The sequence below is a fragment of the Cognatundibacterium luofuense genome, from assembly GCF_018139685.1.
GTDB lineage: Bacteria > Pseudomonadota > Gammaproteobacteria > Burkholderiales > Burkholderiaceae_D > Undibacterium > Undibacterium luofuense.
The window spans coordinates 20,222-43,727 of the sequence record NZ_JAGSPN010000016.1; the positions used below are offsets into that span (position 1 = coordinate 20,222).

Below are 23,506 nucleotides of genomic sequence, written 5' to 3' on the forward strand. Positions count from 1 at the left end.
ACCGCGCTATAATGCAGGCTGAACTTTGAATCCTGACGAGCATGATACTGACCGCTGTAGGCCTGAACCATACGACTGCCCCGCTGGCATTGCGGGAGAAGGTCGCTTTTGCGCCTGAGCAAATTGGTCAGGCAGTGGCAGCCGCCCGCAGCTGGTTCGGTCAGCGCGCATCGGGATCTGCATCCGGCAATAACGAAGCCGCCATTCTGTCCACCTGTAACCGCACAGAGTTGTATGCCGCATGCAGCGCCGATAATCCGGTTGATGCAGCAGCCCACTTCCTTGCGGATTTCCATCAGTTGTCTTACGGTGATCTTCGTCCGCATCTGTACACCCTGCCACAGGATAACGCGGTACGCCATGCTTTCCGTGTTGCTTCCGGTCTGGACTCCATGGTGCTGGGTGAAGCACAGATTCTCGGTCAGATGAAAAATGCAGTGCGCCAGGCTGATGAAGCAGGCGGGCTTGGCACTTATCTGCATCAGATGTTCCAGCGCACGTTTGCTGTTGCAAAAGAAGTGCGCAGTACGACAGAAATCGGCGCGCACAGCGTTTCTATGGCCGCTGCAGCAGTACGGTTATCACAACGTATCTTTGATGATATTGCCGGTCAGAATGTTCTGTTCATTGGCGCCGGTGAAATGATCGAACTCTGTGCGACACACTTTGCTGCGCAGAACCCGAAATCGCTGACGATTGCAAACCGTACAATGGAACGCGGTGAATCGCTTGCACATCGCTTCAACGGTAAAGCAATCCGTCTTGCAGACCTGCCGGAACAATTATCTCAGTTCGATATTATCGTTTCCTGCACAGCATCTTCATTACCGATTATCGGGCTCGGCCTGATGGAGCGCGTAGTACGCGCACGTCGCCACCGCCCTGTATTTATGGTCGATCTGGCTGTTCCGCGCGATATTGAGCCGGAAGTCGGCAAACTGGACGATGTGTTTCTGTACACCGTCGATGATCTGGGCTCCGTTGTTCAGACTGGCATCGAGAACCGCCAGGCAGCAGTTGCACAAGCTGAGGCTATCATCGAAAACAGAGTCCGCTCTTTCATGCACTGGATGGATGGACGTGCAATTGTGCCAGTCATTCAGGATTTGCATGAAAGCTCCGAGCAGTTACGTCTGGCTGAACTGGATCGTGCGCGCCGTATGCTGGCGCGCGGTGACGATGTTGAGCAAGTGCTGGAAGCTCTTTCGCGGGGTCTGACAGCCAAATTCCTGCATGGCCCGCAGCAAGCCTTACATCAGGCCAGCGGTGATGACCGTGCGCGTCTGGCCAGCCTGCTGCCGCAATTATTCCGCACTAAGCGTTAGATACCCGTCCATTCGCAGGCAGCGCGTTCGTGCTGCCCGCTTCAGAATATCAGCCTGCCGGGCTGTCTTGTAACACCCTCACCGATTATTCAAGATGAAACCATCAATGCTTGCCAAGCTGGAACAGCTGGCGGAACGACTACATGAAGTGGCCCAGTTGCTGATACAGGAAGGTATCACCAACGATATGGAGCAATACCGCAAACTGAACCGTGAACATGCAGAGCTGGAACCAGTGGTTGCTTTGTATCACCAGTACCAGCAAGTTCTCAGCGATCAGGCTGATGCACAGGAAATGCTCGCTGATCCGGAAATGAAAGCGTTCGCTCAGGAAGAGATTCAGCAGGCGCGCGAGCGTATGGAGCAATTACAAAAAGAATTGCAAACCATGCTGCTGCCAAAAGATCCTAATGATGAAAAAAATATTCTGCTGGAAATCCGCGCCGGTACCGGCGGCGATGAAGCTGCTTTATTTGCCGGAGATTTGTTACGGATGTACACACGCTATGCGGAACGGCAGCGCTGGCAGATAGAAATGATGTCCGCGTCGGAATCCGAACTCGGTGGCTATAAAGAAGTCATTATCCGTATTGCCGGTTTCGGCGCGTATTCCCGCCTGAAATTTGAATCCGGCGGTCACCGCGTGCAACGTGTTCCTGCAACGGAAACGCAAGGGCGCATTCACACATCTGCCTGTACTGTTGCTGTGATGCCGGAAGCGGATGAGCTGAATGACGTCATCATCAACAATGCCGATTTGCGCATCGATACTTTCCGCGCAAGCGGAGCCGGTGGTCAGCATATTAATAAAACAGATTCTGCTGTCCGCATTACGCACATCCCAACCGGTATCGTGGTTGAATGTCAGGATGGCCGCAGTCAGCATCAGAACAAAGCGCAGGCAATGCGTGTGCTGGCAACCCGTATCATGGATGGCCAGATCCGTGAAAAGCAGGCGAAAGAAGCTGCAACACGCAAGAGTCTGATCGGCTCCGGCGACCGTAGCGAACGCATCCGCACTTACAACTATCCGCAGGGACGCATGACGGATCACCGTATCAATCTGACCCTCTACAAGCTGGATTTCATTATGGATGGCGAACTGGACGAGCTGACCAATGCCCTGATCGCAGAACATCAGGCAGAACTGCTTGCGGAACTGGGTGAGGATTAAACAGTCAGAACAACAATGCTGGTCAGCCGTGGCCGGCAAAACCAGTCGTATCTGCAAGCCTGAATTCAGGTAAGCTGACGACCTCCTCTTTTTTGAGTGAACACCATGCGTTTGAATTCTTATGTTTATTTCGGTATCGCCGCAGTTTGTTTCAGCCTGATCGGTGCTGCAGTCTATATGCAACTGGCACTGGATATGCTGCCCTGCCCGCTTTGTGTCTTACAGCGCTATGCGTTTATTGGTACCGGTTTATTTGCCCTGATTGCAGGTGTGCAGAATAGCTTTCGCCGTCCTGCCACTGCACTTGCACTGGCATCTGCGCTTGGCGGTGCAGGTGTTGCAGCCAAGCATTTGTACGTACTAGCCAATCCGGCTACTTCTTGTGGTATCGATCCGCTGGAAACTGGTCTGAACAAAATTTTTCTGGCCGACTGGCTGCCTGCCGTTTTTCGTGCTGACGGTTTATGCGATACGCCATATGCACCGATTCTTGGCTTATCCATTCCCGGCTGGACCATGGTCTGGTACTGTCTGATGTCCATCGTACTGCTGGTCTTGCTGCTGCAAAAAAATCGTCCTGTCAGCATTTTCTCGGACGCACGCTGATGAAAGACTGGCGACAGCCCGGTCTGACGCTGGCGGAATATGAGCAACTGGTTCCGCTGGATAAGACCGATATCCGTATGTTGCTGATGTTCGTCACCGGAAAATCACGCATTCAGCTGATTACACAGGGTGACACCGTGCCGGATGCAGCCCAGGCAGAGAGTCTGCAATCATTGCTGGAACGCCGTATAGCCGGTGAGCCAATCGCCTACCTGACGGGCGAGCGGGAATTTTTCGGCCTCAGCTTCATTACCACGCCTGCCGTCCTGATACCGCGTCCTGACACGGAATTACTGGTCGAACTGGCGCTGGAAAAAGGCCCGCCACAAGCAAGGGTACTGGATCTGGGAACCGGTTCCGGTGCAATTGCGATCAGCATTGCCAGTCACCGCCCAGACTGGCAGGTGACTGCTGCCGACATCAGTACGGCCGCTTTAGAGGTCGCAAGACGAAATGCGCACAGGATTTTGCCGACGTCCGCACTAACTCTGGTCGAGAGCGACTGGTTCAGGACGATACCTGCACAGCGCTGGGATCTGATCGTATCCAATCCACCCTATATTGTGGCCGGCGATCCGCATCTGTCGCAGGGGGATTTACGGTTCGAGCCCTTATCTGCGCTGACAGATCACGGTGATGGGCTGAGCGCCTACCGTACGCTGACACGTGACGCGCGAACACGCCTGCAAGCGGGTGGCTGGCTGCTGATGGAGCATGGTTATGATCAGGCATCCGCAGTACGTGACTTACTGGATGCGGAGGCATATACAGAAGTACAGAGCTGGCGTGATCTGGCTGGTATAGAACGGGTCAGTGGCGGCCGTTGCCCGCCGGACTGAATAAGGAGTTGCTGATGGAAATCCGGACTGATTTGCAACAGATGGATCTCGATGCGGTTTACCGTTTTCTGTCAGAACACTCGGCATGGGCCAAAGGCCTGCCGCGCAGCATATTTAATAAATCTTTACAGCACTCTTTGTGTTTTGCAGGCTGGGATCAGGGGCAACAAGTCGCATTTGCAAGGGTCATTACCGATCATGCTACCTTTGCGTATCTGGTCGATGTGTATGTGGAGGAAGCAGCACGCGGGCGCGGCTATAGCAAAATGCTGATGCAACAATTGCTTTCCCATCCTGAATTGCAGCATTTACGGCGCTTTGTTCTGGTGTCCAGTACAGCACGAGGGCTGTATCAGCAATTCGGTTTCCGTGCGCTGGCGAAGCCCGAAACTTACATGGAAATTCTGCAAGCCGACATTTACCGGAACTTCGCTGATCAAAGCTGAGCCGGCAAATTTATCTGACTTGCTGCTTATTCAGCTTACGTGCCAGCGTACGCCTGTGCATCCCTAAACGGCGCGCGGCTTCAGAAATATTGAAATCTGACTCTACAAGAACTTCGTGGATTCGTTCCCATTCCAGCGTTTTAATCGATGTGGCACGGTTTGGTAACTCTGGTTCGCTGACACCGGCGACATGACCGAAAGCAGCTTCAATATCGTCGGTATTTGACGGCTTTGCCAGATACTGACAAGCACCCAGCTTTACAGCCTCCACTGCGGTTGCGATACTGGCGAAACCCGTCAGTACCACGATCAGCATCTCTTCATTGTGGCGGTTCAGCATTTGCACACAAGCAAGCCCGGATGCATTGCCATTAAGCTTCAGATCAACTACGGCATAACCGGGTTTATGCTCGGTCAGCAAGGCGCTGACCTGTTCCAGATTGTCAGCATGCAGCACGGTGTAGCCACGACGCTCGAACGAACGCATCAGCGTCCGCGCAAATGCGGTATCGTCTTCCACGATCAGTAACAGACGATTGTCTGACATTCCACCTATCCTTTTAAAGCTTAAACGCCGTGACCGGCAACTGCACTTCTACGCAGGCACCGCCTGCAGGCAGATTCTGCGCATTGACTGAACCACCAAGTTTTCGTACTACGTTCATCACAAAAAACAAGCCCAGTCCGCTACCGGCACGACCTTTGGTCGACTGATACGGCTGCCCCAGTTTTTCCAGTATCGCAGGACGGAAACCAGGGCCGCGATCCGTTACACGCAAAGTCAGTGCATCCTGCTCACGTAAAACCTCGAAACAAACCCAGTCAGGCGATGCTTCCAGCGCATTGTCGAGCACATTGCAAATCATTTGCTTCAGAGCGACATCGGAAACAACAGGAATATCTTCCGGATTACGGTTGTGATACTCAAATCCAGTGACCTGCCGGGTTGTGCGGAACTCTTCTGCCAGCGCATCCAGAAAATGATTCAGTGTCGTTTTAGCTGCGGATTCACCGCGTGCCTCACCGGCTGATAACAATACACCACTCACGATACTCTTGCAGCGCTTGAGCTGATGCTGCATTTCATTCAGTTCTTCCAGCAATTCCGGATTGTCGCGAAACTCCGGCATACGTCGCCAGTCACCAAGAATCACGGACAAAGTTGCCAGCGGCGTACCCAGTTCATGCGCGGCACCCGATGCCAGTAAGCCCATACGGACAATATGTTCTTCTTCCGCAGCCTGCTGCTGCAGTCCAGCCAGCTGTGCATCGCGCTCCTGTAGATTTCGGCTGATACGGGTCAGAAAATACACCAGCAGCCCTGCATTCAGCAGAAAGCAGATCAGCATACCGTCGCGGTAAAGACCAAACAGACTGAAAGGAGAGTCAAACGGAAGTTGCAGTGGCAGCGAATAACGCGAGAGCCCCATCAGACAAAAGGTTGTAATGGCAACGACCAGCCAGGTCGACCAGACTTCCAGCAAAACTGCGCTCAGAATTACTTGCAACAGATACAGGAATGCAAAGGGATTTCCGGTTCCGCCACTCAGATACAGCTGCGCGGTCAGCGTACCGATATCAACCAGCAGCGCAAAAAATAACTGCCGGTTGGAAACGCTGACTTCTTCATGCCAGCGCAAATGGCTGCCGATATTGAACGCGATCAGCACCGCCAGCACATACAACATCGGCAAAATTGGTAAACGGATCCCAAAGCCTTGCGTCGCCAGCAGGATAGTCGAGATTTGTCCGATCACCGCCAGCCAGCGCAGATGAATCAGTTGCAACATGTTTTTATGGCCGGCAAAGCTTTCAAACTCTGCCGCACCTGCGGACAAAGACTTCCAGTGTTTTTGTAAAGCGTTTCTGGCCGACATTGCTTGCTCCTGCGTTCAGATATCAGTCTCGGTCATCACGACGGTGACGACGGATTAAGCGATATCCGACCAGCGACAACGCAGCAAGTGTGAACCATGTCAGCGCATACACGACATGACTGTTCTGAAAGCGAATCATCGTCAGTCCGGCAACCGGGCCATCACTGACTTCTGTACCGGCTTCCTGATCCACAAAATACGGTGCTAGATCTGCCAGCCCCATCGCTTGCCCCATCGCTTTCACATCACGTGAATACCAGCGACGTGCATCAGGATCGTTCTTACGCAATACACTGCCTCCAGGCTCGCTGATGCGTAACAAGCCCGTAATACTGACTGGCTGCTCATCACGCTTTTTCAGCTCAGCGTCAAAGGCTGCCATGTTTTTCACAAAACCACGATTGATCAAGATGCGTTCGCCGTTATTTCTGATCAGTGGTGTCATAACCCAGTAGCCACTGCCGTGAATCGTTGATGCGACAACTGGCAAACTGCGTGCGTATTGCAGTTGCCCTTGCAGATTCACATGCAGGTATTCTGACTGGTCGCGGCTGACTGCCGGCCAGCCTGCACGATCCGGTGCAGCAACCGCCGTCTGGTGTACACGGCTTTCAACCCGCTGTATCAGATCCAGCTTCCATTGCCAGCGATAAACCTGCCAGCAACCTAGAGAAAATAAAATGACAAAAACCACTCCGGTACAAATCACCAGCCAAAGGCTGGCAGATTGACGGGAGTGGTCACCGGAGCCGGTTACGGCTTGCGCCGTAACCTGATTACCGTGATCTGCCGGAGACATTACATGTTCGGCATTTTCTGGCCATCCTGCTTAACCGGTTCCTGCTGGAACGATTCCGGTTTCGGCTCATGATCCATGATCATGGATGGCATCATGTTGTGATTCAGGTGATGCATTACCCACATAGAACCAGTCAGCATAATAACGACCAGAATCGTGGTAAAGATCAGCGACAACATGTTCCAGCCACCTTCCGATTTGGAATTCATGTGCAGGAAATAGACCATATGAACAACGATCTGAACCGCAGCAAACGCCAGCAGTACATAACCAGTGGTTGCCGGGTCTTTAATTACTTTGCCCATCACCAGCCAGAACGGGATTGCCGTCAGAATCACCGACAGAATAAAACCCGTCGCGTAACTTTTCAGATCGCCATGGCTGTGATCATCGTGGTGGTCGTGATGACCATGTGCGGAATGTTCGTGATGTGCACTCATGGCAGAACTCCCATCAGATAAACAAAGGTAAATACGCCAATCCAGACAATGTCCAGGAAGTGCCAGAACAATGACAGGCAATTCAGACGGCGCATGTTAGCGCCGGTCAGACCGTGACGCTTCAGCTGGAAGCACAGTGTTACCAGCCAGACGATACCAAAGGTAACGTGCAAACCGTGAGTTGCTACCAGAGAGAAGAACGCTGTCAGGAAGCCACTGCGCTGCGGTCCTGCACCTTCATGCAGCAAGTGCATGAATTCGTACAGTTCCAGGCTGATAAAACCTGCACCGAAGATACCGGTCACAACCAGCCACAGAATGGTAGTGTTCAGGCGTTTTTTCTGCGCTTCCAGCATCGCAAAACCGTAGGTAATGGATGACAGCAACAGCAGAGATGTATTAATTGCCACCAGCGGCAGATCAAACAATTCAGCGCCGGTAGGACCACCTGCATAGTTACGGCCGAGCACCGCGTAAGCTGCGAACAGACACGCGAAGATCAGACAGTCACTCATCAGATAAATCCAGAAGCCCAGCATAGTGCCGTTTTCCGGATGGTGTTCCAGAACGTAGTAGCGAGAATTCCCGTGGGTTTTCTGCACTTCAGGAGAAATAACGATATCAGACATGATTAGCTAACAAACGTGTGCGTTCATCTTCAGTGCGGGTTACTTCTTCCGCAGAGATATAGTAATCGCGGTTGTAATTAAAGGTATGGATGATGATGGCAGCCAGCAGAGCAGCGAAACCAACCACTGCAACCAGCCACATGTGCCAGATCACAGCAAAACCAACCAGACCACTCAGCGCGGCGATGATGAAACCCGCACCTGTATTTTTCGGCATGTGAATCGCGATAAAGTCTTTTACCGGACGTGTGTAGCCATTTTTCTTCATATCAGCCCATGCATCAGACTCATGTACATGTGGCGTGAATGCAAAGTTGTAGTTTGCAGGCGGAGAAGAAGTTGCCCACTCCAGCGTACGGCCACCCCATGGATCACCGGTCACATCACGCAACTGTTCACGACGCATGAAGCTGACGAATAACTGGATCAGGAAAGAAGCGATACCCAGGGCGATCAGAACCGCGCCAATCGCAGCGATCACAAACCAGATTTGCAGAGAGCTATCTTCAAAGTGGCTGACTCGACGTGTCACACCCATCAGGCCCAGTACATACAACGGCATAAATGCCATGTAGAAGCCAACTATCCAGAACCAGAACGAGCATTTACCCCAGAAATCGTCCAGTTTGTAGCCGAAAGCTTTCGGGAACCAGTAGTTAATCGCAGCAAACGTACCAAACACCACACCACCAATAATCACGTTATGGAAGTGAGCAATCAGGAACAGACTGTTGTGCAGAACGAAATCAGCAGGCGGAACAGCCAGCAGAACACCGGTCATACCACCAATCACAAAAGTGATCATGAATGCGACTGTCCACATCATCGGCAATTCGTAACGGATACGACCGCGGTACATCGTGAACAACCAGTTGAAAATCTTCGCGCCGGTCGGGATCGAAATAATCATCGTCGTGATACCGAAGAACGAGTTAACACTCGCACCCGAACCCATGGTGAAGAAGTGATGCAGCCATACCAGATAAGACAGGACGGTAATCACAACGGTTGCATATACCATCGATGTGTAACCAAACAAACGCTTGGAGCAGAAAGTGGAAACCACTTCCGAGAACACACCGAAAATAGGCAGAACCAGAATGTAAACTTCAGGATGACCCCAGATCCAGATCAGGTTCACGTACATCATGGCGCTGCCGCCCAGATCGTTCGTGAAGAAGTTCGTACCGAACAGACGATCAACCGACAACATTGCCAGTACTGCTGTCAGTACAGGGAATGCAGCGATGATCAGGACGTTAGTACACAGTGCGGTCCACGTGAATACCGGCATTTTCATCATACTCATGCCCGGTGCACGCATCTTAACGATGGTGACAACCAGATTCACACCGGATAGCAAGGTACCGACACCGGCAATCTGAAGCGCCCAGATATAGTAATCAACACCGACGTCAGGACTTCCCAGAATACCGGACAATGGCGGGTAAGCCAGCCAGCCTGTACGGGCGAATTCACCAACGAACAGCGACACCATCACAAGTGCTGCACCGACAGTAGTCATCCAGAAACTGAAGTTATTAAGGAACGGGAATGCAACGTCACGTGCACCGATTTGCAGCGGTACCACATAGTTCATCAGACCTGTCACGAAAGGCATCGCGACAAAGAAAATCATGATCACGCCGTGAGCTGTAAATACCTGATCGTAATGGTGGGGAGGCAGGAAACCCGCATTGTCACCAAATGCCAGCGCTTGTTGCGCACGCATCATCAAAGCATCAGCAAAACCGCGCAGGAACATGATCAGACCAAGGATCATGTACATAATACCGATCTTCTTGTGATCGATACTGGTGATCCAGTCACGCCACAGGTAACCCCAGAGGCGGAAGTAAGTCAGTGCACCCAGTAATGCAGCGCCGCCAAGGGCAACGCCGCAGAAGGTCGCAATCAGAATTGGCTCGTGGAGCGGGAGCGAATCCCAGCCCAATCTGCCAAGCAATAGCGTAGACATATCCATTTGATTCAACATCCTTATTTCGCAGTGGTAGTCGTTGGTGTCGTACAGATTTCAGCTTCCGGACGACGACCTTGCGGGCTCTGTACCAGCATATTGCCCAGTTTGCCGTTCATGGCGTTTTTCACGTTCGCATCAACAGTCATCATCTTGTCGAGGCAAACTTCACCGTCACGGACGCAGCGGTTCAGAATGGCGTGGTACAAATCTTTATCCACATTCGCAAACTGACGCACAGGATCTTTGATACTTGGTTTTTCCAGTTCCAGATAATTTGCGCGGTTCAGTTCACCCTGACCTGCTTTTGCTTTCTGTACCCATTGTGCAAATTCTTCAGTGCTCAGGCCATGGAAAGTAAAGCGCATATCGGAATAGCCAGCACCGCTGTAGTTTGCGGAGAAGCCTTCATATTTACCTGCTTTATTGATCACAGCGTGTAACTGTGTCTGCATACCAGGCATTGCATAAATCTGGCCAGCCAGTGCAGGGATAAAGAAGGAGTTCATTGCGTGCGTCGCAGTAATCTTGAACTGGACTGGCACATCAACAGGAGCAGCCAGTTCATTCACTGTCGCAATACCTTGCTCTGGATAGATAAACAGCCATTTCCAGTCCATCGCAACCACTTCAACCACCAGTGGTTTTACCGACGCAGGCAACGGACGGTTTTCATCCAATCGCTCTAACTTTCGATATGGATCAAGCTTATGCGTATAAATCCATGTCACCATGCCCAAAGCAATAATGATCAAGAGAGGAGCACCCCAGATCACGAGTTCGAGCTTAGTCGAATGATCCCATTCCGGATCGTACTTTGCGGAAGTGTTACTTTGACGGTAACGCCAGGCAAACAACAGGGTCAGCAAAATCACCGGAACGATGATCAGAAGCATCAAAACTGTCGAAATGACAATCAGCTTGCTCTGCTGAGCAGCGATGTCCCCGGATGGATTCATCACTACAGTGTTGCATCCAGCCATCAGTGCTGCGGAAAGCAATAGCAATCCGCGACGAGCTAAACGTGAGTTCATGCAGAAAAGTCCAGTCGAATCATAAAATCGTGGTAATGTACACTGACTGATAGGCATTAGCGATTGGACGTTTTGTCCTACCCCTTCTATTCTGAAATCGGAACAGTCGGGGCGTGTGCGAGGCGTCCGTACATCAACCACAACGACGGAGACGACTATGCACATCATCAGCCAGAACGGCGACATCCGTGACGCCGGAGACCTCCCTACTTCGACTGACACAAGTCCAGCCAAACCGTATAGCGTTGCCCCCGGCGAAATCGCCATCGGCGTGATTATAGGCCGTGCGTCGGAGTATTTCGACTTTTTTGTCTACGCAATTGCTTCCGTACTGATATTTCCTTCGGTCTTTTTTCCTTTTGAGGACAGACTTGAAGGTACTTTGTACGCATTCACCATCTTTTCTTTTGCCTTTTTGGCACGCCCCATCGGCACCATGATTTTCATGAACGTGCAGCAAAGACTGGGGCGAGAGGCGAAGCTGACCATCGCGCTGGTGTTGCTCGGATTTTCCACGGCAGGAATTGCGTTTCTTCCCGGATTTGATCAGATCGGCGCCAAGGCAATCGTACTGTTAGCCCTGTTCCGCATCGGACAAGGACTGGCACTGGGCGGATCATGGGACGGACTCCCCTCACTGCTTGCACTCAGCGCACCGGAAAACAAACGCGGCTGGTATGCGATGCTGGGTCAGCTCGGTGCGCCGACAGGCTTTGTTCTGGCTGCCGGGATGTTTGCCTATATGCTGGCAGAACTGAAGCCGGATGATTTTCTGGAATGGGGCTGGCGCTATCCTTTTTATGTTGCATTTGCGATTAACGTCGTAGCCCTGTTTGCCCGTCTGCGCCTGGTATCCACCGACGAGTACACTCATTTACTGGAAGATCGCGAACTGCAACCGGTCAATGTGCTGGAATTGCTGAAAAATCAGGGCCGTAACGTCATCATCGGTGCACTCGCTGCTCTGGCAAGCTATGCATTATTCCATCTGGTCACCGTTTTCCCGCTTTCCTGGATCACCTTATATTCCAACCGGAATATGAGTGAGTTCCTCTACATACAGGCTGGATTCGGCATTCTGATGGCTGGCTCCATCGTGTTATCCGGTGTTATCGCCGACAAAATCGGTCGTCGTAACACGCTGGGTACACTGGCGGTACTGATCGGACTTTTCAGTGCGTTTGTTCCTACGCTGCTGAAGGCCGGAGAAGCCGGTGAAAATATCTTCCTGTTTTTCGGATACATCTTACTGGGTTTGTCTTACGGACAAGCTGCAGGCGCAGTAACAGCTAACTTCAGCGCACAGTACCGTTATACCGGCGCTGCGCTGACTTCTGATCTGTCATGGCTGATCGGCGCCGGCTTTGCACCGCTGGTTGCGCTTGGTCTCTCAGCACATTTCGGCCTTGCCTACGTCAGTCTGTATCTGCTTTCCGGTGCAGCCTGCTCGCTGGCGGTTTTGCATCTGAACCGTGCACTGGAAATCCGCAAATAAGCTGGTTTTTGAGTTTCATGACCAATAAAAAACGGACGCAGCTGCGTCCGTTTTTTATTTCCTTTTTGCTTTTCAGGTTTGACTGCCATGCAAAGGCAGACTTACCCTGATCTGACAACCCGCCCCCTTCATTGCCCTGATCTGAATCTCCCCTTGCAGCGCCATCACTCTTTCCCGCATTCCCGCCAGACCGATTCCCTGACTGGCCTGCCCCGGCTCAAATCCGCAACCATCATCGCTGATCTGCATCAGTAACTGATCTGATTCCGCATGCAAGTGCAGGCGGAAGGTCTTCGCCTGCGCATATTTCATCGTATTCGACAGTGCTTCCTGAGCAATGCGGTAAGCAGAAATGGCTAAGCGCTCACTGAGTTCCGGCCAGTTATCCTGCGCCTGAAACTCAAAACGCATTGCCGGACAGGATTGTTGCGCAACCCGTAGCATCTCCTCAAGCGCACCGGCCAGCCCGAGTACTTCCAGCACTTCGGGACGCAAGCGCTGAACCAACTGGCGTCCGTTCGCATATAAAGACCTGCTGATCTCGGCAATTTGCCCTGCCAGTTGCACAATATCCTGCTGCGACTGCGGATTACCGTCTTGCGCAAGTTGCACAATACGCTGCGCGAGCAACTTGGTACCGACCAGAGAAGCGTTCAGTTCGTCATGAATTTCAACCGCAATACTCTGACGCTCCTGCTCAATCGCCTCATGCATCCGCCCCAGCAAGTGACGTATTTCTTCACGGGCAGCCCAGGCATCATTGCGCGACTGTTCAAGTTCACTTGTACGTTCCGCGACCAGTGCTTCCATACGATGCCGCGCAGCATCAAGACTGTCACTCATCTGATTAATACTCTGCTGCAACTCGCCCAGTTCGCCTCTATCCAGTGCTACCAATCGCTCAGGACGCTCCCCCTGCCGAATGGCGCGAATCGTCTGCATGGCCTGTTCCAGTCCACTGGTCAGCCGGCCGGATAACTGAGTCACAACAAACATACTGACCAGCAAAGCCAGCGAAGTAATCAGAATACCGACTGAAAACTGCTGCGAACGCTTGGCAAGCGCCTGCTTTGCCGTCAGCGCAATGCGTACTGTGCCGATTTTTTCCTGATTCAGCGTCGCAGACTGCGCGCCGTTTGCACTGCCGGATTGTTGCAAGCTGACCCAGTACAAAGGCTGACGAATAACAGCCTCCGTATTCATATCCGCAACGCGGGTCTGCCCCTTTGTGCTCGCTTCATGCAGAATCGCCTGCCGCTTATCTCCGTAGATGGTGACGGACAATATCTGGGGATCGGATTTCAGCAAAGCTTGCACACTCTCCTTTATCTGCGCCAGTTGCCCCTGGCTCAGCGCATAGGCAGAGCGGTCGGCCAGCGCGGTTGCAACAGTCTGACCGTGATTGCGTAACTCTTCGCGCACCTCACGGTCACGTGCCGAATAGGCATACCAGACCACAGAAGCAAACAGATACAAAGTCGGCAACACACATAAAGCGATAATCTGCCAGCGCAGGCTGCCACTGGCACGCAATACGGATTGCCAGAGTTCGCGCATCACGGCTCAATCAGGCCGTATTTCACAGCGAGACGGGTAATGTGCGCCGGACGATGCGCATCCAGCTTTTCTTTGATTGCCTGACTGGTATTGCTGATCGTTTTCAGCGACAGTCCCAGACGTTCGGCAATTTCCGCATTGGTTAAACCCTCTGCCATCAGACGGAAAATTTCCAGATCGCGCTCATTCAGCACCGATTGCGGCGACATATCGCCGCGCACCGACAGATTAGCCAGCCGTTCAGCAATCGCACGCGGGAAATACAGGCTGCCTGCTGCTGCCTTCGTGACCGCTTCCAGTAACTCTGCCGGATCGCAGTCTTTACTGACAAAAGCACGTGCGCCGGTGCGATAGGCTTCGCGGATCAGGCTGTCCTGATCAAACTGACTTAAAAAAATCAGATTCGCATCCGCATCCTGCTGCAGAATCTGGCGCGCCGCATCCAGCCCGGTCTGGCGTGTGCCAAACCGTATATCCAGCAAAGCCACATCGGGGCGCAGAGACTGATACAGCGCCAGCGCCTCTTCCGGCGTGCGCGCCCTGCCGACAATCTCCAGACCCGCCGAAGCCAGCGTCATCGCAAAGCCATCCATCACAATCGGATGATCATCCGCCAGCAAAACCCGCAAACCTTCCATAGCAACACCTCAAATTACGCTTGAAGCGCAATTTTAATGCACTTCAAGCGCAACTTTGTTGTTTTTCCTCACTCAGTCTATGTACCTGTTCCGCACTATCGAAAACGATCTTCTTCTTTCATTAGCATCGAAAACTGGGTGAACTTCCGGCTAAATGCACCCAATCCAAAAATAACAGGCCGCCATTGGCGCGGAAAAACCGGACCACCCAACCATCAGCACCATCGAAAATTACGTAAAACTACTTTCAAAGAGCACTTTTAATTGCTATCTTAAAACCATCAAAACCACTCACTGATAGCAAGGAGAGAAGCATGAATATCGCAACCCAACATACCTTCGGAGAGAAAACCGGTAAATTTGCGGCAGTAGCCGGATTGCATATCGCACTGGTTTTCGGTCTGATCCAGGGCATGCAGGTTTTTCATACACCCGCGCCACCGGAAAACACCGGTACCTACCTGCCGCCGGAGCCATTAAAGCCGTTCGATCCACCGCCACAGCCTCAGCCACCGGCTAGCCGGCTCAGCGATCCGGTGATCCATCCGTTTCCGATCCCGGATGAATTTACAACGAAAGAAACAAAAACTATCTCTGATCTGCCACCACTCGACCCTCCCTGCCGCCCCGGCGAATGCAGGAAAACCGACGGCGGTGAGCAGGGCGGCAAACCAGACATTGTCACTCCGCAAAAACCCGCCGGCAAAACCAGCCCGCCGGTAGTGGATATGCAAAGCTGCACCAAGCCGGTGTATCCACTGGCTTCGGTACGCAATGGTGAAACCGGTACCGTGACGCTCAGCATGCTGATCGCACCGAATGGTCAGGTCAGCGACACACGGGTTGATCAGTCCTCCGGCTATAAGGCTCTGGATAAAGCAGCCCGCAGCGCCTTATCTGCCTGTCACTTCCAGCCGGCAATGCGTGATGGTGTGGCGGAGTCTGCATGGGTGCAAATTCAGTATGTGTGGAAACTTGATGACAACGGAGGCTGACATGGCAGCAGTATCGATGACAAAACAATCCCTGCAGGATAGCTGGCAACTATTGCGCCGCTATCCGGTGCGCTGGCTCACGCTGAGCATCATGCTGCTGATACTCGCCGAGCTGTGTATGCTGATCCCGCTTGCCGGGCCGGCACTGAAGTTACCGGTCGCCACTTTACTCAGCGCGCAATTCTGTCTGCTGATACACCGCAGTCAGCACGGCAATCAACCCGGTTTCAGTGATTTACTGCGAGGCTGGGAAATTCGCTGGCAGGCCGCTGTCACACTATCGCTGCTCGCATTGATCAGCGTGATAACCGGGCTCCTGTTTCTGGCACTGAGCGGACACAGCGACAGTCTGCAAGCGTTTTTCGCCGGGTCCGGCAAATTCAGCCGGATTCCTTTGCAGGATTTAATGCTGTTCAAACTCGGGGCGGCACTGGCCGGTACACTGATGTTTTACTGCCTGCCGCTGCTGGCACTGGAAAAGCAAGCCATCTCCTTGCTGTTAACACGCGGATTCAGCGAATTACTGCGCCATCCCGCCCCGGCGTTGTTAGCGTTGGCACTGCTCAGTCTGCCTGATGGCTTGCTGCTGTTATCTGCACGAATGCAGCTCGGCATACCGGCATGGCTGCTGCTGATACCCGGATTTTTCCTGCTGATCTGGCTACCGTTTTTCCGCTACAGCAGTGCCAGCAATCATGGCTTGTTGCCGTCTGTCTCCTGAATTCACAAATATAGAAAAAATCAGTATCAAAAGATGCACATAGCATTGCAAAATCCGCTATTGTTGTGGTTTTGCTTCTGATTCAGGCTTGATTTCCCGCCTTCCGGCGCTGCCCGACACCGGACCATGCATCCAATGCATGCCCGTCTGATGATGAGGTCAGGCAGCGCTGTCTGTTCGCCCCGCCTGCTCCCATCCGGCTGCACGGAATCCGTGCCCTTATCCGGCCTGCTTTTACTCTGACACGACTATGATTATTGGCATTGATCTCGGCACCACCAACAGCCTCGCCGCCATCTGGCGCGACGGCAAAGCAGAACTGATTCCTAACAGCTTAGGCCAGATGCTGACGCCTTCCTGCGTCAGTCTGGATGAAGACGGCAGCGTACTGATCGGACAGGCAGCGAAAGAGCGTCTGCAAACGCATCCAGAACGCACCGCTGCTGTGTTCAAACGCTTCATGGGCAGTGACAAAATCATTACCCTGGGTGATAAAAAATTCCGTCCTGAAGAATTATCTGCGCTGGTGCTGAAATCCCTGCGCGCGGATGCCGAAGCCTATCTGGGCGAACCGGTGACTGAAGCCATCATTACCGTACCGGCGTATTTTTCTGATGCCCAGCGCAAAGCAACACGCAATGCGGGTGAACTGGCAGGTCTGCGCGTCGAACGCTTGCTGAATGAGCCGACTGCTGCTGCACTGGCTTACGGCGTACACAATACGCACAGCGAATCCAAGTTTCTGGTCTTCGATCTGGGCGGCGGTACGTTTGACGTATCGATTCTGGAATTGTTTGAAGGCGTGATGGAAGTACGGGCGTCTGCCGGTGATAATTTCCTAGGCGGTGAAGACATCACCAAAGCGATTGTTGATCTGTTCTTCCAGCGTCAGGAACTGAATACCAGCCTGCGCAATGACGGTCGTTTAATGCAGCGTCTGACAGCGGCTGCAGAACAAGCCAAGCGCGCATTAAGCGCCGGTGAAAAAGCTGAAATCGATATCTTCATTAATGAGCGTCAGCATACAATGGCACTCGGCGAAGGCGATCTGGAACAAGTCTGCGCCCCGATTCTGAAGCGTTTGCGCGATCCGGTAGAACGTGCGCTGCGCGATACTAATCTGCGCACTTCAGAACTCGATCAGGTCGTACTGGCAGGTGGCGCTACCCGCATGGGTCTGGTCAAACGCTTAGTGACGCTGATGTTTGGCCGTTTCCCTTCCTGCGATATCAATCCGGATGAAGTAGTGGCGATGGGCGCGGCGGTGCAAGCCGGTCTGAAAATGAAAGACAGCGCGCTGAACGAAGTCGTGATGACCGACGTCGCGCCGTATTCGCTGGGGATTGATGTTGCTGTGCGTGTCAGCCAGAACCAGAGTTCATCCGGCCACTTCTCACCGATCATTGAGCGTAACTGCACCGTACCGGTCAGCCGCGTTAAACGTTATTTCCCTGAAACCGATAATCAGGCTTTCATCCAGCTGGAAATCTATCAGGGCGAATCACGCATGGTGAAAGATAATATTCGTCTCGGCGAATTAAAAATCAGCCTGCCACCGAACAAATCCGTTGATGAGAATGCGATTGACGTGCGCTTTACCTATGACGTGAATGGCTTGCTGGAAGTGCTGGTCAAACACGTGGAAACCGGTAAAACCGATACGCTGGTGATTCAGGGTAACGGCGGCATGATGTCACCGGAACAAATTCAGGCACGTTTTAAAGAACTGGAAAAAATCAAACTGCATCCGCGCGACACACTGGAAATCCGCACCATGCTGGCACGCGCTGACCGTATTTATCAGCAATTGCGCGGCGATATCCGCCAGTGGCTGGGCCAGCAAACCACCAGCTTTGAAGGCGTGCTGGAAACGCAGGATGCGCGCCAGATCGCGCAAGCCAAGCGCCGCTTTCAGGAAATTCTGGATTCGATTGAAAACGATAACCGCATTCACACCGATCTGAACGATGAATGACATGTACTTGCCGGCGTTTTTCCGGCGCTATGAATTAGCGGCAGACAGCGACGAGCGGACACTGAAACGCACTTACGCACGGGAACTGAAAAAGATAGATCAGGCCACCGAGCTGGAGGCGTTTCAGGACTTACGCGACAGCTATGAAGAGGCGCTGAACTGGCTGCGCTATCGCGATGAAGAAAATGCCGAAGACAACGCAGAAGCGCATACCGGTGACGACACCGGCGCTGAATGGCAAACCGCAACCGGTCTGAACACGCCGCCGCAACAGCCTGACAGCACAGATGGTGAACACGATGCAGCACCGGCGCAGTCACCGGAGACCGTGCATTTTCAGGGCTCTGATCCGCTCGCGACTGCGAAGCAAGCCTTTGAATTAGTTAAAGCGCTGACGGAAAGCGCAACGGTATCCGAACAAGCCATAGACGATCTGTTACGGGAGCAAGCCGAGCATCCGGAAATGCTGAATATGGATGCACGCTTCCTGTTTGAAACCGGTATCGCACGCTATCTGATTGAGGGCTGGCAACCGGGCAAAGAATTGCTGTTTTTCAGCGCCGTACGCCATTTCGACTGGCTGAACCGTCAGGAACGCCTGAACTATGCCAGCGACTACGCTTACGTCATTCAGAACGCCATCAATGAATGGCGGGAAATGCAGAACAAACACATTTCCGTCAAAAACAAATATCAGGAACTGATACAGGCAGCGCGCGAGCACCGCACACTGACAGCTGACTACCTGCGTATCAACCTTCAGCTGCTGAGCCGTATGACAGAACATTACGGCAGCCTGTTGTATCTGATCACTGACCGTGCGCAGATACAGCAGTGGATAGAGCAGACGCAGACAGCGATTGCGCAGGCTGAGCAGGCGGCGCAACAAGCCCGGGAAAATGCAAACTGGCTGCAAAAGCGGTGGCATCAATATCAGAATGGCAGTCAGCAGGAAAGGTCCAACACTGTCGGTATTTTGCTGGCGATTTTTGTTGCCATCATTTTTGCGGCCGGCTATTTCAAAGGCAGCAGTAAGGGACAGCAAGAATACAGTGGCAGCCCCGCCGACATCGCCTATCAGCAAGCCGAGGCCGCATTAAACGGCAGCAACGGTCAGCAGCGCAATCCGCAAATGGCGATGGGCTTATGGTCCCGCGCATTTGAACTGGGTCGCACTGACGCCGGCTTGCGGATTGCTAAGCTATACAAGCAAGGTTACGGCCTTCCGAAAGATCCCTCTCTGGCGTTGTACTGGTACGAAAAAGCCGCTCAGAAAGGTAATCAGGAAGCGCAGGCCAATGCCGGAGACATGTATTACCGGGGTACAGGCACCAATAAAGATGAGGTCAAAGCGCTTGAGTATTTCCAGCACTGTGCCATCACTATTCCGTATTGTCAGAGTATGTGGGCTGTCATTCTGGAGTTTGGTAAGGCCGAAAAAAAAGATACTGCGAAGTCGCTGGAGTTACTGCGCACTGCTGCGGCAAAAGAAGAAATCAATGCACAACGCTGGTTGGGAATTGCTTACTTTGAAGGAAAATTGGGTCTCCAAAAAGATGTGAAAGAAGGCATAAGACGGCTGGAACAAGCTGCAAAGACAGATAAGCCCAGTCAACACCTGCTCGGCCGTATTTATGAAAATGGCTGGGAAGTCAAAAAAGACCTGAACCTCGCAAAAACCTGGTATCTGCGCGCAGCAAAATTCGGTTTTCAGGATAGCTTCGATGCGATGGAGCGTCTGTGCAAAGGTGCGAAAGATCCGCAATGTCAGGACTGGCAAGCCTTCCGCACCAACAAACCCGCCGCAACACCCTGACCGCATTCGATTCTGTTTTAAGCTGCGGTGTTTTCTGAAATATGGAATTCAGAAAACACCGCTTATCTGATTGTTCTCCGGCACAAAATCTTTTTATATGGAACCGTCCAGACCACCCCAATCCGAATTGCCGGAATTTTTTTTACCCGACAGTACATCGCCGCCTCCGAAAAAATGGCTGAGCAACCGCGTGACCAACGTTCTGTATTGCATCTTGTTCGGACTGATCATTTACGCGGGTCTTCAGCAATCAAAACGACAGGCATCACCTGAAACATTCGCAAATGCCAGCGCTCAGGATTTATTTCTCGCCGGAGAAGATGCTTATTTCGGGCGTGAACACCGGCCACAAAACACCGGACGAGCTATCGCGCTGTGGGAGCTTGCCGCAACAAAAGGAAGCCTGCAGGCAGCCCGGTCACTGGCGCAGTTATACGAAAATAAGGAGCTGCCGGAGCAAAGTCCGGGACTGGCAATTCACTGGTACGGGCGTGCAGCGGAACTTGGCGACAGTCGAGCTCAACGCTACGTTGGTGATGCGTTTTACTCCGGCGAAGTTGCGCCGCGTGATCACACAAAAGCAATGAAGATGTTCCGCCGCTGCGCCACAAAAGAAGCTTATTGCAAAACCATGTGGGCAAGCCTGTTGCTGGACAATGCACCGGATGACGCTGCGCAGAAAAAAGCGCTGGAATTACTGCATCAGGCGGATGATGCCGGTGAATCGAATGCACAGCGAATGCTGGCGATGGCACAGCTGGAAGGCAGCCTCGGTATGAGCAAAAATACGGAAAAGGGATTGGATCAGCTGTTCCGTAGTGGCTACCGCGATGCGAAAAGTCAGTATCTGATCGGCCAGTATTACGAACAGGGAAAATATCTGCGCCGCAACGATTCAGAAGCAAAGGCGTGGTATCTGAAGGCTGCGCAGAACGGGCATCATGATGCGGTTACAGCGCTGCAAAAGCTGTGCAAATCCTCTGCGGATAAAGATGCCAGCTGCCTGACATGGCGGGAAGTACAGGCAAAATTGCATACATCCTGAGCATCCGGATTTCCCAGTACAGAGATCACATGTCAGCAAGCCTGAAAACACCCGTTTTGCGGATTACAGCACAGCCATGCGGCGCTCGTCGGCAGAAAGTCCGGGCCTCCGAGAATGCCTGATGCGGATAGCTGCACAATACGAAGCTCTGCCCGTCACCGGATCTGACCGCTTTCATGAACTGACTGAATGCATCATCAACATCACTGAAACACACGTATGAATCGCCCGTACTTACCGCCGTTCTTTACTCTTTATGATTTACCGGCTGACAGCGACGAACGCACGCTGAAGCGCACTTATGCGCGTGAGTTAAAAAAGATCGATCAGTCCACTGAACTGGAAGCGTTTCAGGCATTGCGTGACAGCTATGAGCAGGCGCTGGAGTGGTTGCGTAACGGTGCTTCTGACGCGCAGATATTTTGTCAGGATGCGGTTGTTACGCCGCTTTCCGATGATCAATCCGTAGCTACGAAAATTACTCCGGCTGTCATCGATACTGCTGCGGATGAAGCAGCTCCATTCAACGACAGCGATACGCCGTCTTTTGACGCGTTTCGTCGAGCGAATGGCATTCCTGTCACGCCAGGCAACACAGCATTCACACAGCGTGATCCGGAAGTCCTCGCCAGACTGGCATTTGAAACCGTCATAGCTGCGGTGACCAGCACGCAAGCGTCCGAACAAGCTATCGACGCTGCTCTGTCTGCACAAATGGAAAACCCGGACATGCTGAACATGGATGCACGCTTCATGTTCGAAACCGCCATCGCCCGCTATTTGCTGGATGGCTGGGCTCCCGGCAAGGAATGTTTGTTTCAGAGCGCCGTCCGGCACTTTGAATGGATCGATCATCAGGAACGCGCAAAGCAAGCGAGTGGTCAGGCTTTCGTGCTGCTGAACGCTATCGATGAATGGAAACAATTACAGCGTCTGAAAGTTGCTGTGCGTAACAAGCTGCTGGAGATCGTTCAGCTCGCGCGTGAGCACCATGTACCGCGCAACGACTATCTGCACACCAATTTCAGCCTGCTGTGCCGCTTAGCTGAAAACTACGACCACTTGCTCTGGCTGGTGACAGACAGAAAACAGATACAGCAATGGATCATGCAAACCCGTGCAGAGATTGAAGAAGCAGAACGGATTGCGCGGCAACCGGTCAGGCCGTTAAGTGGCCGCGAGAAATGGAAGGCATTCTTTCAGCGCGACAATCTTATCTTTTGGATCAAGGACCATTTTGCCGCAATACTAGCTATTGCCTTCTTCTCTTTCTGGTTCTGCCTTGGATTCTTTGGAAAAAATGACCACAACAGAACTGATACAAGAAGCCAAACCGAACTGCATCAAAGTCTGAATAATTACAGTAAGGCCAACAAGCTATTTCTTGCCGGTGAAGATGCCTATTTTGGCAGGGATAAGCAACCCAAAAATATCGAACTGGCCGTTCAGCTGTGGGAGCAGGCGGCCAAACTCGGTTCTGTTGCCGCCGCTAAATCACTGGCACAAATGAATTCAGATGGAAATGAAACCAAACGGGATTTAACGAAAGCGCTGCACTGGTATTCGGTGGCAGCGGGGCTCGGTGATGTTCCTTCACAACAACGCGTAGGCATAGCCTATTACTGTGGTGAGGGAGTTAAAGTGGACCGGCAAAAAGCAATGGCGGCATTCGGATACTGCGCTAGTCAGGACGTGGTTTGTGATTCCATGCATGTCCTGATGCTCCGCGATACCAGATTTCCACCTAAGAGCAAGGCGGATATCCCGCATGTCATAACGCAGAAAGACCCGAATCTCCAGTATGCAATGAAAATCGCCGTAAATTTGTGTACACCAGTGAAAGAGCGTTCAGGTCAATCATTAAAATAATTTTTATTGACATCAGCGCTTCGCGAATACCAGCAGGCAATGCGGCAGGCCGCCAACGGCCCGCCAATACCTTAAATGCGGATTTTCGCACAGCCATGCAGCGCTCGTCGGCAGAAAGTCTGGCCGTCCGAAAGTGCCTGATGCGGATGGCTGCACAATTTTCGGTTACGCGTAACAGGATGAACGGAGCTGAGCACCGCTCACAAAAGCCAATAAAAAACCCGCCTGATCAGGCGGGTTTTTCTTTG

21 protein-coding genes are annotated in these 23,506 nt (G+C 52.4%); 12 read left to right on the forward strand and 9 right to left on the reverse strand.

From position 1 onward, the window contains the following. The first annotated feature begins 41 nt into the window (after window positions 1-41). From hemA to KDM89_RS17290, 5 genes are all read left to right on the forward strand, one after another. Window positions 42-1,325, forward strand: a complete 1,284-nt coding sequence (gene hemA / locus KDM89_RS17270) for a glutamyl-tRNA reductase (RefSeq protein ID WP_212689176.1) — start codon at window positions 42-44, stop codon at window positions 1,323-1,325. A gap of 94 nt (window positions 1,326-1,419) precedes the next feature. Next, the gene (prfA, locus tag KDM89_RS17275; protein ID WP_212689178.1) at window positions 1,420-2,499 is read left to right on the forward strand and encodes a peptide chain release factor 1; all 1,080 of its coding nucleotides are present in this window, start codon (window positions 1,420-1,422) and stop codon (window positions 2,497-2,499) included. Between the two features lie 105 nt (window positions 2,500-2,604). Beyond that, a complete protein-coding gene (locus KDM89_RS17280; protein WP_212689180.1) occupies window positions 2,605-3,105 on the forward strand; it encodes a disulfide bond formation protein B in 501 nt (166 codons plus the stop codon). Continuing rightward, the gene (gene prmC, locus KDM89_RS17285; protein WP_212689181.1) at window positions 3,105-3,944 is read left to right on the forward strand and encodes a peptide chain release factor N(5)-glutamine methyltransferase; all 840 of its coding nucleotides are present in this window, start codon (window positions 3,105-3,107) and stop codon (window positions 3,942-3,944) included. Before KDM89_RS17280 ends, prmC begins: the two co-directional genes overlap by 1 nt. Window positions 3,945-3,958: 14 nt before the next feature. Further along, window positions 3,959-4,390, forward strand: a complete 432-nt coding sequence (locus KDM89_RS17290; protein ID WP_212689182.1) for a GNAT family N-acetyltransferase — start codon at window positions 3,959-3,961, stop codon at window positions 4,388-4,390. A gap of 10 nt (window positions 4,391-4,400) precedes the next feature. On the opposite strand, the gene KDM89_RS17295 is transcribed toward KDM89_RS17290, so the two are convergent. Genes KDM89_RS17295 through cyoA form a run of 7 tightly spaced genes read right to left on the reverse strand, consistent with a single transcriptional unit; the run spans window position 4,401 to window position 11,147 of the window. Then, window positions 4,401-4,937 carry a response regulator transcription factor gene (locus KDM89_RS17295; RefSeq protein ID WP_212689183.1) on the reverse strand — a complete coding sequence of 179 codons (537 nt, stop codon included), beginning with the start codon at window positions 4,935-4,937 and terminating at the stop codon, window positions 4,401-4,403. Window positions 4,938-4,950: 13 nt separating this feature from the next. Then, window positions 4,951-6,267 (reverse strand): ATP-binding protein, encoded by a 1,317-nt coding sequence (locus tag KDM89_RS17300; protein ID WP_212689184.1) that lies wholly within the window; start codon window positions 6,265-6,267, stop codon window positions 4,951-4,953. Between the two features lie 22 nt (window positions 6,268-6,289). After that, window positions 6,290-7,066, reverse strand: coding sequence for an SURF1 family protein (locus KDM89_RS17305; RefSeq protein ID WP_212689185.1), 777 nt, complete (start codon window positions 7,064-7,066; stop codon window positions 6,290-6,292). After that, the gene (gene cyoD / locus KDM89_RS17310) at window positions 7,066-7,506 is read right to left on the reverse strand and encodes a cytochrome o ubiquinol oxidase subunit IV (protein ID WP_212689186.1); all 441 of its coding nucleotides are present in this window, start codon (window positions 7,504-7,506) and stop codon (window positions 7,066-7,068) included. Before cyoD ends, KDM89_RS17305 begins: the two co-directional genes overlap by 1 nt. Next, the gene (gene cyoC / locus KDM89_RS17315) at window positions 7,503-8,135 is read right to left on the reverse strand and encodes a cytochrome o ubiquinol oxidase subunit III (RefSeq protein WP_212689187.1); all 633 of its coding nucleotides are present in this window, start codon (window positions 8,133-8,135) and stop codon (window positions 7,503-7,505) included. The genes cyoD and cyoC overlap by 4 nt, the downstream gene beginning before the upstream one ends. After that, window positions 8,128-10,113, reverse strand: coding sequence for a cytochrome o ubiquinol oxidase subunit I (gene cyoB, locus KDM89_RS17320; protein ID WP_438947528.1), 1,986 nt, complete (start codon window positions 10,111-10,113; stop codon window positions 8,128-8,130). Before cyoB ends, cyoC begins: the two co-directional genes overlap by 8 nt. Window positions 10,114-10,133: 20 nt before the next feature. Further along, window positions 10,134-11,147: a ubiquinol oxidase subunit II gene (gene cyoA / locus KDM89_RS17325; protein WP_189358607.1), complete on the reverse strand. Its 1,014-nt coding sequence runs from the start codon at window positions 11,145-11,147 to the stop codon at window positions 10,134-10,136. A gap of 157 nt (window positions 11,148-11,304) precedes the next feature. Here cyoA and KDM89_RS17330 point away from each other — a divergent pair, with 157 nt between their 5' ends. After that, entirely contained in the window at window positions 11,305-12,642 is a 1,338-nt protein-coding gene (locus tag KDM89_RS17330) for an MFS transporter (protein ID WP_212689189.1), read from the forward strand. 72 nt (window positions 12,643-12,714) lie between these two features. Here KDM89_RS17330 and KDM89_RS17335 read toward each other — a convergent pair whose 3' ends face one another. Continuing rightward, a complete protein-coding gene (locus KDM89_RS17335) occupies window positions 12,715-14,199 on the reverse strand; it encodes a sensor histidine kinase (RefSeq protein ID WP_212689190.1) in 1,485 nt (494 codons plus the stop codon). After that, a complete protein-coding gene (locus KDM89_RS17340) occupies window positions 14,199-14,837 on the reverse strand; it encodes a response regulator transcription factor (RefSeq protein WP_212689191.1) in 639 nt (212 codons plus the stop codon). Before KDM89_RS17340 ends, KDM89_RS17335 begins: the two co-directional genes overlap by 1 nt. A gap of 314 nt (window positions 14,838-15,151) precedes the next feature. Here KDM89_RS17340 and KDM89_RS17345 point away from each other — a divergent pair, with 314 nt between their 5' ends. From KDM89_RS17345 to KDM89_RS17370, 6 genes are all read left to right on the forward strand, one after another. After that, window positions 15,152-15,832: an energy transducer TonB gene (locus KDM89_RS17345; RefSeq protein ID WP_212689192.1), complete on the forward strand. Its 681-nt coding sequence runs from the start codon at window positions 15,152-15,154 to the stop codon at window positions 15,830-15,832. A 1-nt stretch (window position 15,833) separates the two neighbouring features. Further along, window positions 15,834-16,553 (forward strand): hypothetical protein, encoded by a 720-nt coding sequence (locus KDM89_RS17350; RefSeq protein WP_212689193.1) that lies wholly within the window; start codon window positions 15,834-15,836, stop codon window positions 16,551-16,553. A gap of 250 nt (window positions 16,554-16,803) precedes the next feature. Next, window positions 16,804-18,528: an Hsp70 family protein gene (locus KDM89_RS17355; RefSeq protein WP_212689194.1), complete on the forward strand. Its 1,725-nt coding sequence runs from the start codon at window positions 16,804-16,806 to the stop codon at window positions 18,526-18,528. Beyond that, complete coding sequence (locus KDM89_RS17360; RefSeq protein WP_212689195.1) at window positions 18,521-20,344, forward strand: tetratricopeptide repeat protein; 1,824 nt, start codon at window positions 18,521-18,523, stop codon at window positions 20,342-20,344. The genes KDM89_RS17355 and KDM89_RS17360 overlap by 8 nt, the downstream gene beginning before the upstream one ends. A 97-nt stretch (window positions 20,345-20,441) precedes the next feature. Continuing rightward, the gene (locus KDM89_RS17365) at window positions 20,442-21,389 is read left to right on the forward strand and encodes a tetratricopeptide repeat protein (protein WP_212689196.1); all 948 of its coding nucleotides are present in this window, start codon (window positions 20,442-20,444) and stop codon (window positions 21,387-21,389) included. 219 nt (window positions 21,390-21,608) lie between these two features. After that, on the forward strand, window positions 21,609-23,258 hold the full coding sequence (locus tag KDM89_RS17370; RefSeq protein ID WP_212689197.1) for a tetratricopeptide repeat protein: 1,650 nt from the start codon (window positions 21,609-21,611) through the stop codon (window positions 23,256-23,258). The last annotated feature ends 248 nt before the right edge of the window (window positions 23,259-23,506 follow it).